Below are 14,569 nucleotides of genomic sequence, written 5' to 3' on the forward strand. Positions count from 1 at the left end.
AGGGGCGGAAGATGTCGGAAATGGGTCGGTACGGGTGCGGTCGGTGGTGTCAGGAGGCGTCTGGGTAGGATCTCGCGCAGGTGTGCCGGGAAGTCTGGTCGGCGGGGGAACGATCGACGTATCCGTACACCAAGGGAGATCACCGTGCGCCGAGCCGCCGAAGTATGGCCGCTCCGACCGACCGTCCGTTACGCCCGAACCCTGGCCGAGGCGCTGCGCACGGAGACCATCGGCGGCATCGTCATGCTGCTCGCCACCATGGCCGCCCTCGTCTGGGCCAACGTCTCGATCGACTCCTACGAGGCCCTCCGCACCGCCGGGTTCGGCCCCGAGAGCCTCCATCTGAACCTGGAGCTCTACAAGTGGGCCCAGAACGGCCTGCTGACGATCTTCTTCTTCGTCGCGGGTCTGGAGGTGAAGGAGGAGTTCGTCCACGGCGAGCTCGCCAACCTGCGCAAGGCCGCGCTCCCGATCATCGCCGCCATCGCGGGCATGGTCGTTCCCGCCCTGGTCTACCTGGCCGTCAGCTGGGGAGCCGAGGACGCGAGCAGGGGCTGGGCCATCCCGACGGCCACCGACATCGCCTTCGCCCTGGCCGTGCTGGCCGTGACCGCCAGCGCGATGCCCGCGGCGCTGAGGGCCTTCCTGCTCACCTGCGCCGTCGTCGACGACCTGGGCGCGATCACGATCATCGCGCTCTTCTACACCGATCATCTCGACGTGGTCATGCTGCTCGTGGGCGCGGCCCTGATCGCGCTCTACGGCCTGCTCCAGCGCAGGGGGGTCAGGAGCCTGTGGGCCTACCTGCCGCTCGCCGTACTCGCCTGGTACTTCGTCGAGGTCAGCGGCGTGCACGCGACGGTGGCGGGCGTCGCGCTCGGCCTGCTGACCAGGGTCACCACCAACGCGGGCGAGGACAGCTCCCCCGCCGAACGCGCCGACCACTACGTGAGGCCGATCTCAGCGGGTTTCGCGGTGCCGGTCTTCGCGTTCCTGTCGGCCGGTGTGCGGCTCGACGGCGACAGCCTGAGCGTGATCTTCAGTGATCGGGTAGTCCTGGGAGTGATGGCCGGACTGGTCATCGGTAAGTTCCTGGGAGTGTTCGGCGGCGCGTGGCTCGCGGTACGGCTCGGCCTGGCCAGGCTGTCGGAGGAGTTGCACTGGAGGGACATGGCGGCGGTCTCGGCGCTCGGCGGCATCGGATTCACGGTGTCGCTGCTCATCGGCGACCTCGCGTTCGGCGCTGATCAGGAGAGAGCCACCGCCGTGACGACGGGAGTCCTCGCGGCCAGCCTCGCGGCCTCGATGCTGGCGGCGGTTCTCCTGCACGTCCGGGTGCGTAAGCGTCGCAATGGACTGGATGATGTTTGACACGGGCACCTGGCCCCGATAGGAGACGTTCATGCCGCAGACTTCCGAGGAAGAATCCCTTGGTGCGCTCGTCGCCCAGGCGAGCAACCACATCTCCACGCTGGTCCGCTCGGAGATCGAGCTGGCCAAGGCCGAGCTCAGGTTCGACGCCAAGCGGGTCGGCACCGCCGCGGGGCTGTTCGCGGCGGCGGCCTTCATGGCCCACCTGTGCCTGATCCTGGCCTCCTTCGCGATCGCGTACGTGCTCGTGGAGGTCGGCCTGCCCCAGTGGCTGGCGTTCACGATCGTGACAGTGTTCTACCTGCTGGTCGCGGCCCTGCTGGTCTTCCTGGGGACTCGCAGGCTGAAGGGGCTGGCGGCGATGAAGCGCACGACCAGGTCGCTGAAGGGCCTGAAGGAGATCGCCACACCAGAGGGCGAGCTGGTGAAACCCGATGCCTGACGAGAGCTTCGTCCACCTGGACGGGCCGTGGACGCATCGCAGCGTCCACGCCGGCGGCACCCGCTTCCACATCGTGGAAGCGGGTGAAGGGCCGCTCGTCCTGCTGCTGCACGGCTTCCCCCAGTTCTGGTGGACGTGGCGGCACCAGCTGGCGAGCCTGCCCGAGGCCGGCTACCGCGCCGTCGCCGTCGACCTGCGCGGTTACGGCGGCAGCGACAAGCCGCCGCGCGGCTACGACCTGCCCACGCTGGCGGGCGACGCCACGGGCCTGATCCGCGCTCTCGGCGAGACGGGCGCGATCGTCGTCGGCCACGACTGGGGCGGGCTGCTGGCCTGGACGATGGCCGTGACCGACCCCAAGACCGTGCACCGCCTGGTCGCGGTGTCGGCACCGCACCCGCGGCGCCTGCGCGGAGCGCTGCTGACCGACCCGTTCGGCCAGCTCAGGGCCAGCGGCTACACCCTCGGCTTCCAGCTGCCGTTCCTGCCCGAACGGCGCCTGACGCGCGACGACGGCAAGCTGGTCGGGCAACTGCTCGACGACTGGTCGCGTCCTGGCTGGCCCGAGCAGGACACCGCGCACGTCTACCGTGAGGCCTTCGGCATCCCCACCGTCGCCCACTGCGCGCTGGAGTACCACCGCTGGTTCGCCCGCTCCCAGGTGCGTCCCGACGGCCTGCGTTACGCCCGCGCCATGCGCACCGAGGTCGAGGCGCCCACCCTGCAGCTGCACGGCGCGCTCGACCGGTGCATCCTGCCGCGCACCGCGCAGGGCTCCAGCCGCTACGTGGCCGCGCCCTACCGGTGGCGGCTGCTCGAGGGCACGGGGCACTTCCCGCACGAGGAGGCGCCCGAGATGTTCGACGCCGAGCTGCTGTCGTGGCTGGCCGACCCCGAGCCCGACCGATGAGGGACAGGGACCCCCAGGGCCGCCCGCGCAACGCCAGACCGCGCGACGAGTACGGCAGGCCGCTCCCGCACGGCGCCGAGGGCGTCGAGCGCGTCCCCGACGACTACGCGCCCAGCGCCGAGCAGGCCATGACCGACGCCATGGCCTTCCTGCGCGACCACAGGCCCTTCCACGCGCACGAGATCTTCGAGGGCAGGTGGAAGTGCGCCCCCGAGCAGGAGCGGGAGCTGTGGCAGGGGCTCGCCCAGATCTGCGTGGGCCTCACCCACCTGCAGCGGGGCAACGGGCGAGGCGCGCTCACGCTGCTCGCCCGCGGCGCCGCCAGGATCCAGAGGTACGGCACGCCGTACGAGGAGGTGGCGGGGGTGGCGCTGGCGCTGCGGGAGGACAGCGACCCCGCGGCGGCGATCGACGCCGTCGCCGCCGCGCTGTAGCTAGTCGCAGTCCATGGTGTCGGCCGGGGTCGTGTCGTTCTTGCCCTTGACGGCGTCGGGCCTGACCTCGGCCGCCGTCAGCACGTAGCCGGTCTCGGCCTGGTTGGTGGCCGCGGCGAAGATGACGCCGAACACGTTGCCGTCGACGGTCAGCAGCGGACCGCCCGAGTTGCCGGGGAGCACCTTGCCGCGGATCGCGTAGACCTCGCGCTCGACCTCGCTGCTGCGGTAGATGTCGGGGCCCTTGGCGTTCTGCTTGACCCTGATGCGCGCGCCCTCGGCGGTGAAGCCCTGGCCCTTGGGGAAGCCCGCGATGATCGCGTTGTCGTTCTTCTCCGCGGTGCCGTCGAAGGCGAGCGGCCTGATGCCGAGGTTCGGCACGTAGAGGATGGCGATGTCGCGCTTGGGGTTGTAGACCACGACCTCGGCCTCGAGCGACCTGTTGTCCTGGGTGGTGACGCGCAGGTCTCTGGTGACGCCCGCGACGACGTGCGCGTTGGTCATGATGCGGTCGACCTCGTAGACGAAGCCGGTGCCCTCGATGCGCTTGCTGCAGCTCGGCGCGGTGCCCTGGACCTTGACGATGGCCCGCTGGGCCCGCTGCAGCTTCGGCCCCTGCAGTTGGCTGCGCGGGGCGGGCGGCGGCACGTCGACGAAGGGCCCGTTGGCGATGGCGTCGAAGACGGGAGGGAACTCCGACCTGTCGATGAACTCCTTGAACGGCCGCTGCCACTCGCGCGTGGCGTCGGGCACCATCTCGTCGACGGCGTTGAGCAGCAGGGAGTCCTTGACCTGGGTGCTGAGCACGGGGAAGGGGGCCGAGACGACGAGCGAGCCGATGAGCCAGGCGATGACCAGCACCGACAGCGCGCTGGCGAACGTGCCGCCGACCGCGTCGGCGACCCTGGCGGGCTCCCACGTGACGTGGGAGCGGACCACCGCGCCGATGGTGGAGGAGGCGAACTGGCCGATGGTGGCGGCGAGGAAGACGATGACGATGGCCAGCAGCGCCTGCTCGGTCTCCCCCTCGACCACGGCCTTGGCGATCGGCGGCGCGATGACGACCCCGAGCAGGGCCCCGCCGATGAACCCGACGAAACTGAGGGCGCCGATGATGAAACCCTGGCGGTAGCCCGAGATGCCGAAGGCGATCACGAGGCCGATCAGTATGAGGTCGAGCAGATCACCGCGCACAGATTCAAAGGTATCCACCGGGACGGTCAAGCGTGCGCGTCTTCCGCTACGACCGGCCCGGAAGCGGAAATACCCTGTAAATGATGCGTGATCTCATCGAGGCGGCACTCGGCGACACCGATCCGGGCGGGCCTGTCCGCTGGCAGGTGATCTCCACGCTACAAGAGCGAGGCGATCTGGAGACCTTCACCGAGGCCAGACGGCTGTGCGCGGGCCGGCAGGTCTCCGAGCGCCTGTTGGGCATCGACATCATGGGCCAGCTGGCCACCTTCAAGGACAGGGCGCTGCCGGTGCTGCGCTTCCTGGCCGCCAGCGAGGACGACGCCATGGTGCTCTTCTCCGTGCTGATCGCCTTCGGCCATCTCGGCGACCCTCGCTCGCTGCCCTCGGTGATCGAGCTGTCGGCCCACCAGGACGCCAGGGTGAGGTACGGCGCCGCCTACGCGCTGCCCAACGTGTGCGGCCGTCCACCCGACGCCGCCGGGCTCGCGGCCCTTCGCGCGCTCATGCGCGACAGCGACGACGACGTGGCCGACTGGGCGACGCTCGGGCTCGCGCTAGCCACGGGCAGCCAGGTCGAGGACGTCGGGCGGTAGGTCCTCCACCCTGTCTGTGTCCCAGGGGCGCTCCAGGCCGCCCTCACGCAGCACCGCGTCGAGCACCATCGCGGTGAACCCCCACACGAGGAGCCCGCGCACCTTGAAGGCGGGGCCCCTGTGTCCTGTCGGGGTGCGCAGGACGATCCTGTTGGCAGGGTCGACCAGCTCGGCGATCGGCACCCGCTCCACCGAATCGACCTCGTCGGGAGCCGCGGCGTAGACCGCGACAGGGGTGTGCCACCAGCCGATGACGGGGGTGACCCTGTTGTCGCTGTGCCAGACGAACAGCTCGGGGAGCGTGCAGAGCACCTTGACCCCCGCGGGGTCGATCCCCGTCTCCTCCTCCGCCTCCCTCAGCGCCGCGCCCACCGGCCCGTCGTCCTCGGGGTCGACGCCGCCACCGGGGAAGGCGGGCTGCCCCGCGTGCCTGCGGCCCCGGGAGCTGCGCTGGATGAGGAGCAGGTCGGGGCCGTCGGGTCCCTCGCCGAACAGCATCAGCACCGCGGCTCGCCTGCCGCCGCGCGCGGGCGGGCGCAGGCCATGGGGGACGGGGGTGTGGACGGCTCGGGCGGCCAGCCTGTCCAGCCATTCGGGGACGTCGATCACGTCAGACTCCAACACCTCGCGCCTCTCTGGACTTCCCGCGCCCGGCCATGACACCTACGAGTATCACTACGAGAAGGGGCCAGGCCTGACGAGCTTGGCCGCCTTGGCCGCCTCGGTGGGGCCGGTGCCGTACGAGGGGCACAGCGCCGCCAGGGGGCACACCCCGCAGGCGGGGGTGCGGGCGTGGCAGATGCGCCTGCCGTGCCAGATCACCCTGTGCGAGAAGACGGTCCACTCGCGCTTGGGTATCAACTCACCCACCACCCGCTCGATCTTCACGGGGTCGGTCTCGTCGGTCCAGCCGAAGCGACGGACCAGACGCTGGAAGTGCGTGTCGACGGTGAGCCCCGGCACGCCGAAGGCGTTGCCGAGCACCACGTTGGCGGTCTTGCGGCCCACGCCCGGCAGGGCGACCAGGTCGGTGAGGCGGCGCGGCACCACGCCGCCGTGCTTGGCGGAGACCGCCTGGGCCATGCCGATGATGCTGTTGGTCTTGGCCCTGAAGAAGCCCGTGGACTTGATGATCCCCTCCATCTCGGAGGGGTCGGCCGCCGCGTAGTCCTCGACGGTGGGGTATTTCGCGAACAGCGTGGGGGTGACCATGTTGACGCGCTTGTCGGTGCACTGGGCCGACAGGATCGTGGCGACCAGCAACTCGAGGGGGTTGGTGAAGTCGAGTTCACAGTGCGCGTCGGGGTAGGTCTCGGCGAGGATCCTGTTCATCCGTCGCGCCCGCCGTACCAGCGCCAGCCGGGTCTCCATCCCGCAAGCGTATGGCCAGCGGCTTCGTGCCGGGGAAACGATCCGTTGAGTAACGCTTCAGTGGGTTCAGTCCGTAAACTCCCTCGAGGGAACTTCGTGGCGACCAGCAGGTGGCGTCCCCCTGAGCCTTTTTCGCATGGGTCACTCCCGACCTCTGCAGTGGGGTAGGTCACAATGGCTGCTGAGGAGGCAGAGTGAACACCGAAGACGTGCTGGGCAAGGCCCCCCTGTTCGCCGCGCTCGACCGCGAGAGCGCCGCCGCGCTGCGCACGAGCATCACCGAGGTTCAACTGTCCAAGGGACAGACCCTGTTCAGTGAGAACGAGACCGGTGACCGGCTCTACGTCGTTCTCGAAGGCAAGATCAAGCTGTCGCGCACAGCCCCTGACGGCCGCGAGAACCTGTTGAGCGTGCTCGGGCCGAGCGAGATGTTCGGCGAGCTGTCGCTGTTCGACCCACGTCCGCGTACGGCGACCGCCTCCGCGCTGACCGACGTCAGGCTGGCCGGGCTCGGCCACGACGACCTGCGGCCATGGCTGACCGGCCGCCCCGAGGTAGCGCTCCACCTGCTGCGCGCGCTGGCGCAGCGGCTGCGCCGCACCAACGACGTGCTGGCCGACCTGGTCTTCACCGACGTGCCTGGACGGGTGGCCAAGGCGCTGCTCGACCTGGCCGAGCGGTTCGGCACCAAGGCCGACGACGGCCTGCGCGTCCACCACGACCTGACCCAGGAGGAGCTGGCCCAGCTGGTCGGCGCCTCGAGGGAGACGGTCAACAAGGCGCTGGCCGACTTCGCTCAGCGCGGCTGGCTGCGCATCGAGGCCAAGGCCGTGGTCATCCTCGACATGGAGCGGCTCTACAACCGGTCCAGGTAGTCGAGCTGGGCGCGCACGGACATCTCGGCGGCGAACCACAGGGCCCTGTCGAGGTCCGCGTAGACGATCTCCACGATCTCGCGCGGCGTCCTGGCGCCCGACGCCCTCGCCGCCCTGATCTGGTCGAGGCGCTCGCGCCTGTGCGCGATGTAGCCGTCGAGCGCGTGCAGGGGATCGGCGAGCGCGGGCCCGTGCCCCGGCAGCAGCGTCTCGGCGCCCAGCTCCTCGGCCGTGGCCCGCAGCAGGTCGAGCGTGCGCAGGTAGTCGGCCAGGTTCCCGTCGGGCGCGATGACCGTGGTGCCCCTGCCGAGGACGGTGTCGCCGGTGAGCATGGCCAGGTCGGCGGGCAGCCAGAAGCACAGGGAGTCGAAGGAGTGGCCCGGCGTGGCGTACACCCTCAGCTCCAGGCCGCCGACCTCGATCACGTCGCCGCCCGCCAGCCCTTCGCCGCCCAGTCTGTGCTCGGGGTCGAGCGCCCGCACGGGCGCTCCGACCAGCTCGGCGAAGCGCTTGGCGCCGCCGCTGTGGTCGTGGTGGCCGTGCGTGAGCAGGATCTGGGTGACCCTGCGCTGCCCCAGATGCCGGACGACCCGCTGGAGGTGCGCCTCGTCGTCGGGGCCTGGGTCGACGACGACCACCTCGTGCGTGCCGATCACCCAGGTGTTGGTCCCTTCGAGCGTCATCTCCGAAGGGTTGGGCGCCAGCAGGTTCTCCGCGTGGTCGGTGCGGATGCCGTCAGGACCCGCCAGCGGGATGTGAAGGCCGCTCATGCCATCAACCGCATCTCTCCGTCGATCTCCACCGCTCTGGGCATGATGCGGACGATCTCCCGCTCCGCCGCCATGACCTCGCCGACGCTTCCGTAGGCCGCGAGCTCGGTGAGCGTGCGGTGGGTAGGCGGCATCAGGAAGAACTGCCCGCCCAGGGCCTCGGCGGGACGCTGCCACACCACCTTGTCCGCCTCGCCGCCCACGTCACGGGTGCGCTGCCCCTCGGGGAGCACCGCGACGAAGAAGCGGGTGTCGAACCTCTTGTGCTCGATCTCGGGCGTGATCCAGTGCGCCCACGGCTTGAGCAGGTCGGAGCGGAGCACCAGGCCCCGCTTGCCGAGGAAGTCGGCGAAGGCCAGGCTCCTGTCGATCAACGCGACCCTGTCGGCCTCCCAGTCGTCGCCCGTGGTGTCGGCGACGACCGTGTCCTCTCCCTGCCCCGCCAGGAGCACCCCCGACTCCTCGAAGGTCTCCCGTACGGCGGCGCACACCAGGCCCCTGGCGGTCTTCTCGTCGGCGTTGAACACCTCGCCCCACTTCTTGGGCGAGGGTCCCGCCCACGCGACCGCCTGGTCGGTGTCGCGCGGGTCGACCGAGCCGCCGGGGAAGACGTACGCGCCGGCGGCGAAGGCCATGCTCGCCTTGCGTCTGAGGAGGTAGACCTGCGGTCCGCGAGCACCGTCGCGCAGGATCACCACCGTGGCGGCGTCCCTCGCGGGGACCGGCTGGAGCCGTCCCGCCAGGATGTCTCGTGCTCGCTGGCCGAACTCGCCCGGCAGCGGGATGCCGTTGTCCACATGACCTCCTCTAGAACATCACTCGGTTATACCTCCGCGATCAGCTCGACCTCCACCGGGGCGTCCAGCGGAAGCACGCTGACGCCCACCGCGCTGCGGGCGTGCACGCCGAGGTCGCCGAGCACGTCCCTGAGCAGCTCGCTGGCGCCGTTGCCGACCTGGGGCTGGGCGGTGAAGTCGGGCGTGCTGGCGACGAAGACGACGACCTTGACGATCCTCTTGATCTTCGACAGGTCGCCGATCTGCGACTTGACCGCCGCCAGCGCGTTGAGCGCGCAGATCCTGGCCAGGTCGCGGGCCTCCTCGAGGCTGACCTCCGCGCCGACCTTGCCGGTCTGGGCCAGCTTGCCGTCGACCATCGGGACCTGGCCCGAGGTGTAGATGTGGTCACCGCTGCGCACGGCGGGGACGTAGGCCGCCAGCGGGGCCACGACCTCGGGCAGCGTCAGGCCGAGCTCGGCCAGCTTCTCCTCGGGGGTCATGCCTTCTCCCTCTTGAAGTAGGCGACCAGGCCCTGGCCGTCGGGCCCCTGCACGATCTGGACCAGCTCCCAGCCGTCGGCGCCGAAGTTGTCGAGGATCATCTTGGTGTTGTGGATCAGCACCGGAGCGGTGAGGTACTCCCATTTCTTCATGAGGGCCAGCGTAGTGACCCCCGCGCCGAAGCCGCCTCCGCAGGCCGGACGACGTCCCCGCAGAAACGTCCGCCTCCCCACGCCCCTCAGGCACCGGCGCAGGCGGGCCCGCTGTGAGCAATCTCAAAGAGGCACACAAGTAACCGTTCGGTAGCCTGGCAGATGTGACGGCAAGGGACACCGATTGGGACGGCGTGCGGCTCCACGTCGTGACCGGCAAGGGCGGCACGGGCAAGACGACGGTGGCCGCCTCGCTCGCCCTCGCGTTGGCCTCGGGCGGTCGCAAGGTCCTCCTCGTCGAGGTGGAGGGCAGGCAGGGCATCGCGCAGATCTTCGACCTGCCGCCGCTGCCGTACGAGGAGCGCAAGATCGCCGTCGCTCCCGGAGGGGGCGACGTCTACGCGCTGGCCATCGATCCTGAAGAGGCCATGCTCGAGTACCTCGAGATGTTCTACGGCATGCGCCGCGCCGGTCGCACGCTCGCCAAGATGGGCATCGTCGACTTCGCCACCACCGTGGCGCCCGGCTTCCGCGACGTGCTGGTCACCGGCAAGACCACCGAGGCGGTACGGCGGCGCGGCAAGAACGGCCGGCGCGTCTACGACGCCGTCGTGCTCGACGCCCCTCCGACCGGCCGCGTCAGCCGCTTCCTCAACGTGACGCAGGAGGTGGCCGGCCTGGCGAGGGTCGGCCCGATCAAGAACCACTCGGATCTCGTGAGCGGGGTGGTGAAGTCGCCCGAAACGGCTGTCCACTTCGTGACGGTTCTGGAGGAGATGCCGGTTCAGGAAACGCTCGACGGCATTGCCGAATTGCGTTCGGCCGGTCTTCCCGCGGGCGGAATCTTCATCAACATGGTCCGTGAATCACTGCTTCCACAGGCGACACTTGACTCCGCTGTCAAGGGCGGATTCGACGCGGGCGAGATCGCGCTCGGCCTCAAGGCGGCCGGCCTGGCCGACGGCGCGGGCGACGCCTCGGCCGTGGCCGACGCCCTGGCGGCGGAGGTCGTGGAGCACGCCCGCCGTACCGAGCTCGAGAAGACCGAGCGGGCCGCGCTGATGACGGCGGCGCTGCCCCGCTACGAGCTTCCGCTGCTGGCCGACGGGGTCGACCTCACAGGGCTGTACGAGCTGGCCGAGACCATCGGCGCCAAGGGAGCGGCATGACCAGGGTTCCGCCCGTCCTCGACGTCGACGCGATCCTCGACGACAGGGGCACCCGCATCGTGGTCTGCTGCGGCTCCGGCGGCGTGGGCAAGACCACGACCGCCGCGGCGCTCGGGCTGCGCGCGGCCGAGCGGGGGCGCAGCGCGGTCGTGCTGACCGTCGACCCGGCCCGCAGGCTGGCCCAGTCGATGGGCCTGACCGAGCTGGACAACACCCCCCGCCTGGTGCACTCCTCGGGCGAGGGCCAGCTGTTCGCGATGATGCTCGACATGAAGCGGACCTTCGACGAGATCATCGAGGCGCACGCCGATCCCGAACGGGCCCGCCAGATCCTGACCAACCCCTTCTACCAGTCGCTCAGCTCCAGCTTCGCCGGCACGCAGGAGTACATGGCGATGGAGAAGCTCGGCCAGCTGCGCCGCTCGGACGAGTGGGACCTGATCATCGTCGACACGCCGCCCTCGCGCTCGGCCCTCGACTTCCTCGACGCCCCCGAACGGCTCGGCCGCTTCCTCGACGGTCGCTTCATCAGGCTGCTGATGGCTCCTGCCAAGGCAGGAGGGCGCAGCGCGTTCAAACTGCTCAACGCGGGGTTCGGGCTCGTCGCCGGCGCGATGACCAAGCTGCTCGGCGCGCAGGTGATCAAGGACCTGCAGACGTTCGTCTCCGCGCTCGACGCGGTCTTCGGCGGCTTCAGGCAGCGCGCCGAGATGACCTACAAGCTGCTGCAGGCGCCCGGCACGGCCTTCGTGGTCGTCGCGGCGCCCGAGCGCGACGCGATGCGCGAGGCCTCGTACTTCGTTGAGAGGCTCGCTGAGGAGCGCATGCCGCTGGCGGGGCTCGTGGTCAACAGAGTGCACCTGTCGCCCGCAGCGGCGCTCTCAGCGGCGCGCAGCGCCGCCGCAGCCGAGGAGCTGGAGACGAAGGGCGAGCACGAGCTGACCGCCGCCGTGTTGCGGCTGCACGCCGGACGGATGCAGCTCGCCGCCCGTGAGCACCGCGAGCAGGAGCACTTCGTCTCGGCCCACCCCACGGTGCCAGTCGTCCAGGTTCCGGCCATGCCGCAGGATGTCCACGACCTCGCGGGTCTGCGCGAGATCGGGGAGCTGCTGGCCAGGACGTGAGCACGACGACACGGCCGGCGAGGTTCCGCCGGCCGTGCCGTCGAGACGTTCAGCCGGCGATCAGCTCGTTAGTCCGCTCGTACTCTTCCTTCGCGGACTCCAACAGCTCTCGCCATGAGTCCACATCGGGCCGCCGCCGTAGCAGCGCTCGCCGTTCCCGCTCCGTCATACCGCCCCACACCCCGAACTCGATGCGGTTGTCGAGCGCATCGGCGAGGCACTCGGTACGGACCGGGCATCCTCGGCAGATCAGCTTCGCCCTGTTCTGAGCGGCTCCCTGGACGAACAGCGCGTCCGGATCCGCACCCCGACAGGCGGCACGGGAGGTCCAATCCGTGATCCACATGTTTCGACCCCACTCCCCTTAGGTGGTCAGTCGTCATTTGGGGCCGACGGGCGCGGGCGCCGAGCCTCCGTATTCAGTTGCCGCAGTGGAGAAGTTACGCAACCAGACCTTCGGGCCGACAGACCCCGGCAGGACCAATTTCTCGGGAGATGCTTGACCGGGAATGACTAGTCACCCCTCCCAGTCAAGGCGAAATGGGCTCCGGTTACCGATTACGCCTCCCTTTCGACGTAGTCTTGGTTCCGTGCAAGCTCAGGGCAAAGACCGCTCGAACCCGTTCGTGAACGTCGTACGGCTGCTGGCCGCCGGCACCGCAGGCGGCGTGCTGACCGCTGCCATCGCCCTGCCCGCCGTGGGCGGCGTGGGCCTGACGGCCAAGTCGACGACGGAGTCGCTCTCCCTGCGACCCGAGCAGCTCGACGAGCCGCCGCTTCCTGAACGCACCGAGATCTTCGACTCCGAGGGCAAGCAGATCGCGCAGTTCTACTACCAGAACCGCGAGTCTGTGAAGATCGAACAGATCGCCCCCGTGATGCTCACGGCGATCATCTCGATCGAGGACTTCCGCTTCTACGAGCACGGCGCCATCGACATCGAGGGCACCGCCCGCGCCCTCGCCAAGAACGTCACAGGCGGCGGCGTGGTCCAGGGTGGCTCCTCGATCACCCAGCAGTACGTCAAGCTGGTGCAGTTCAACAAGGCCAAGACGAAGAAGGAGGCGATGGCGGCCATCGCGCCGACCGTCTCCCGAAAGCTCGACGAGCTGCGCTACGCCATGGCGATCGAGGCGAAGTACACCAAGAACCAGATCCTCGAGAAGTACCTCAACATCTCCTACTTCGGCGCGGGCGCCTACGGCATCCAGGCCGCGGCCAAGCGCTTCTTCGGCAAGCCGGCCGCCAAGCTCGACCTGTCCGAGGCCGCCACGCTGGCCGGAGCCGTGCAGAACCCGGTCCGCACCGACCCCACCCTGGGCAAGACCGCGAGAGACCAGCTGATCAACCGGCGCAACACCGTCCTCGACAGGATGGCCGAGCTCAAGAAGATCACCGTGGCCGAGGCGGCGGCGGCCAAGAAGGAGAAGCTGGGCTTCAAGGGCACCCAGATCCCCGGTGGCTGCGAGGAGAGCAAGTTCCCGTACTTCTGCCTCTACGTGAAGCACGAGATCCTCACCAACCCCGAGTTCGGCGCCACGCCTGACGACCGCGAGAAGCTGCTCCAGCGCGGCGGCCTGCGCGTCAAGACCACGCTCGACCCGAAGATGCAGAAGGCCGCCGAGCAGGCGATCGCCAAGCGCGTCAGCACCAAGGACAAGCCGGTCGCGGCCCAGGCCATGGTCGTGCCCGGCACGGGCGAGATCAAGGCGATGGCCGCCAGCCGCAAGTTCGGCGACAACAAGAAGAAGAACGAGACCCTGATCAACCTGGCCGCCGACGGCAAGCACGGCGGCGGCGTCGGCTTCCAGCAGGGCTCGACCGCCAAGGCGTTCACACTGGCCGCGGCGCTGGAGAACGGCTGGAAGATCGACGACGGAAACTCCACCGGCGCCTCCTACGACATCCCCACCAACGCGCAGTCGCCCTTCCGCGACTGCAAGGGCAACCGGGTCGGCGAGACGCACCAGGTGCGTAACTCCAGCGAGGGCGGCGGCGGCTTCAAGACGCTGCGCACCGGCACCGAGGGCTCGGTCAACACCTTCTTCATGAAGCTCGAGGAGGCCGTCGGCCTCTGCAAGGTCGTCAAGGTGGCCGAGAAGCTCGGCATCAAGCGCGCCGACGGCGGCAAGCTGCAGGAGGTCCCGACCTTCACCCTCGGCGTCAACGAGATGGACCCCGTGACCGTCTCCAACGCCTTCGCCGTCTTCGCCGCCCGCGGCGAGTACTGCAGGCCGATGGCCATCACCGAGATCCGCGACCGCAACGGCAAGGTCACCTCCTCCAAGCCCAAGTGCAAGCAGGTCATGGACGAGAAGGTCGCCGACGCGGTGAACGAGGTCATGTCCGGGGTCTTCACCAGGGGCACCATGACCGAGGTCGGCGGCATCGGCCGCGACGCGGCGGGCAAGACCGGCACCACCGACGGCTACACCGCCGCCTGGTTCGCCGGCTACACCCCCAACCTGGCCTCGGCCGTCAGCGTCGGCGACCCGCGCGGCGCCTTCGAGCACGACCTGACCAACGTGGTCATCGGCGGCCAGCACTACGGCTACGTCTACGGCGCCACCATCTCGGGCCGGATCTGGAAGGACTCGATGATCCAGGCGCTCAAGGGCGTCGAGGCCCCGTCCTTCACGCCGTACGACCGCGACCGCTTCGGCGGCTGCTCCAAGAGCTGCGCGCCCAAGCCGCCGAAGAAGGACAAGGACAGGGACAGGGACAGGGGCGACGGCCCGTGGGGCAACCCCGACGACGACGGCCCCCTGGACATCTGGGACACCGGCGAGGACAACGGCGGCCCGATCACCCCGGGACGCTGACCCTTCACACGCCGGAGGCCTGCGCGGGCCTCCGGCGTTGGTGTGTCACAGGGCCTGCCC

17 protein-coding genes are annotated in these 14,569 nt (G+C 69.7%); 9 read left to right on the plus strand and 8 right to left on the minus strand.

The window, feature by feature from the left end; genetic code table 11:
* Positions 1-144 precede the first annotated feature (144 nt).
* Genes nhaA through ABFX50_RS13250 form a run of 4 tightly spaced genes read left to right on the plus strand, consistent with a single transcriptional unit; the run spans position 145 to position 3,157 of the window.
* Entirely contained in the window at positions 145-1,371 is a 1,227-nt protein-coding gene (nhaA, locus tag ABFX50_RS13235) for a Na+/H+ antiporter NhaA (RefSeq protein ID WP_346146239.1), read from the plus strand.
* A 31-nt stretch (positions 1,372-1,402) separates the two neighbouring features.
* A complete protein-coding gene (locus tag ABFX50_RS13240; RefSeq protein WP_183652319.1) occupies positions 1,403-1,813 on the plus strand; it encodes a phage holin family protein in 411 nt (136 codons plus the stop codon).
* Entirely contained in the window at positions 1,806-2,723 is a 918-nt protein-coding gene (locus ABFX50_RS13245; protein ID WP_346146242.1) for an alpha/beta fold hydrolase, read from the plus strand. The genes ABFX50_RS13240 and ABFX50_RS13245 overlap by 8 nt, the downstream gene beginning before the upstream one ends.
* A complete protein-coding gene (locus ABFX50_RS13250) occupies positions 2,720-3,157 on the plus strand; it encodes a DUF309 domain-containing protein (RefSeq protein WP_346146244.1) in 438 nt (145 codons plus the stop codon). The genes ABFX50_RS13245 and ABFX50_RS13250 overlap by 4 nt, the downstream gene beginning before the upstream one ends.
* On the opposite strand, the gene ABFX50_RS13255 is transcribed toward ABFX50_RS13250, so the two are convergent.
* Entirely contained in the window at positions 3,158-4,351 is a 1,194-nt protein-coding gene (locus ABFX50_RS13255) for a MarP family serine protease (RefSeq protein ID WP_183652328.1), read from the minus strand.
* Between the two features lie 83 nt (positions 4,352-4,434).
* Here ABFX50_RS13255 and ABFX50_RS13260 point away from each other — a divergent pair, with 83 nt between their 5' ends.
* The gene (locus tag ABFX50_RS13260) at positions 4,435-4,947 is read left to right on the plus strand and encodes a HEAT repeat domain-containing protein (RefSeq protein WP_246452071.1); all 513 of its coding nucleotides are present in this window, start codon (positions 4,435-4,437) and stop codon (positions 4,945-4,947) included.
* On the opposite strand, the gene ABFX50_RS13265 is transcribed toward ABFX50_RS13260, so the two are convergent.
* Both ABFX50_RS13265 and nth read right to left on the minus strand, forming a co-directional pair.
* Positions 4,909-5,556 (minus strand): NUDIX hydrolase, encoded by a 648-nt coding sequence (locus ABFX50_RS13265; RefSeq protein ID WP_346146246.1) that lies wholly within the window; start codon positions 5,554-5,556, stop codon positions 4,909-4,911. The two genes, ABFX50_RS13260 and ABFX50_RS13265, sit on opposite strands and share 39 nt — an antisense overlap.
* Positions 5,557-5,622: 66 nt before the next feature.
* Entirely contained in the window at positions 5,623-6,318 is a 696-nt protein-coding gene (gene nth, locus ABFX50_RS13270) for an endonuclease III (protein WP_346146248.1), read from the minus strand.
* A 194-nt stretch (positions 6,319-6,512) separates the two neighbouring features.
* On the opposite strand from nth, the gene ABFX50_RS13275 reads away from it, so the two are divergent.
* A complete protein-coding gene (locus ABFX50_RS13275; RefSeq protein ID WP_183652337.1) occupies positions 6,513-7,193 on the plus strand; it encodes a Crp/Fnr family transcriptional regulator in 681 nt (226 codons plus the stop codon).
* Here the strand turns inward: ABFX50_RS13275 and ABFX50_RS13280 are convergent.
* The 4 genes from ABFX50_RS13280 to sp36 are packed head-to-tail and all read right to left on the minus strand — an operon-like array spanning position 7,175 to position 9,394.
* Positions 7,175-7,963: an MBL fold metallo-hydrolase gene (locus ABFX50_RS13280; protein ID WP_346146250.1), complete on the minus strand. Its 789-nt coding sequence runs from the start codon at positions 7,961-7,963 to the stop codon at positions 7,175-7,177. The two genes, ABFX50_RS13275 and ABFX50_RS13280, sit on opposite strands and share 19 nt — an antisense overlap.
* Complete coding sequence (locus tag ABFX50_RS13285; protein WP_346146252.1) at positions 7,960-8,760, minus strand: NUDIX hydrolase; 801 nt, start codon at positions 8,758-8,760, stop codon at positions 7,960-7,962. Before ABFX50_RS13285 ends, ABFX50_RS13280 begins: the two co-directional genes overlap by 4 nt.
* A 26-nt stretch (positions 8,761-8,786) precedes the next feature.
* Positions 8,787-9,242 carry a RidA family protein gene (locus tag ABFX50_RS13290; protein WP_346146254.1) on the minus strand — a complete coding sequence of 152 codons (456 nt, stop codon included), beginning with the start codon at positions 9,240-9,242 and terminating at the stop codon, positions 8,787-8,789.
* Positions 9,239-9,394 (minus strand): Sp36 family protein, encoded by a 156-nt coding sequence (sp36, locus tag ABFX50_RS13295; protein WP_183652343.1) that lies wholly within the window; start codon positions 9,392-9,394, stop codon positions 9,239-9,241. The genes ABFX50_RS13290 and sp36 overlap by 4 nt, the downstream gene beginning before the upstream one ends.
* A gap of 164 nt (positions 9,395-9,558) precedes the next feature.
* Between sp36 and bagA the strand changes: the two genes are divergently transcribed.
* Complete coding sequence (gene bagA, locus ABFX50_RS13300) at positions 9,559-10,563, plus strand: ATPase BagA (RefSeq protein ID WP_183652346.1); 1,005 nt, start codon at positions 9,559-9,561, stop codon at positions 10,561-10,563.
* Positions 10,560-11,687 (plus strand): ATPase BagB, encoded by a 1,128-nt coding sequence (bagB, locus tag ABFX50_RS13305; protein ID WP_346127007.1) that lies wholly within the window; start codon positions 10,560-10,562, stop codon positions 11,685-11,687. Before bagA ends, bagB begins: the two co-directional genes overlap by 4 nt.
* Before the next feature lie 49 nt (positions 11,688-11,736).
* Here the strand turns inward: bagB and ABFX50_RS13310 are convergent, their stop codons facing one another.
* Positions 11,737-12,033, minus strand: coding sequence for a WhiB family transcriptional regulator (locus ABFX50_RS13310; protein ID WP_148036282.1), 297 nt, complete (start codon positions 12,031-12,033; stop codon positions 11,737-11,739).
* Positions 12,034-12,277: 244 nt separating this feature from the next.
* Here ABFX50_RS13310 and ABFX50_RS13315 point away from each other — a divergent pair, with 244 nt between their 5' ends.
* Positions 12,278-14,509, plus strand: a complete 2,232-nt coding sequence (locus tag ABFX50_RS13315; protein ID WP_346146258.1) for a transglycosylase domain-containing protein — start codon at positions 12,278-12,280, stop codon at positions 14,507-14,509.
* The last annotated feature ends 60 nt before the right edge of the window (positions 14,510-14,569 follow it).

This window comes from Nonomuraea recticatena (assembly GCF_039533245.1).
Taxonomy (GTDB): domain Bacteria; phylum Actinomycetota; class Actinomycetes; order Streptosporangiales; family Streptosporangiaceae; genus Nonomuraea; species Nonomuraea roseola.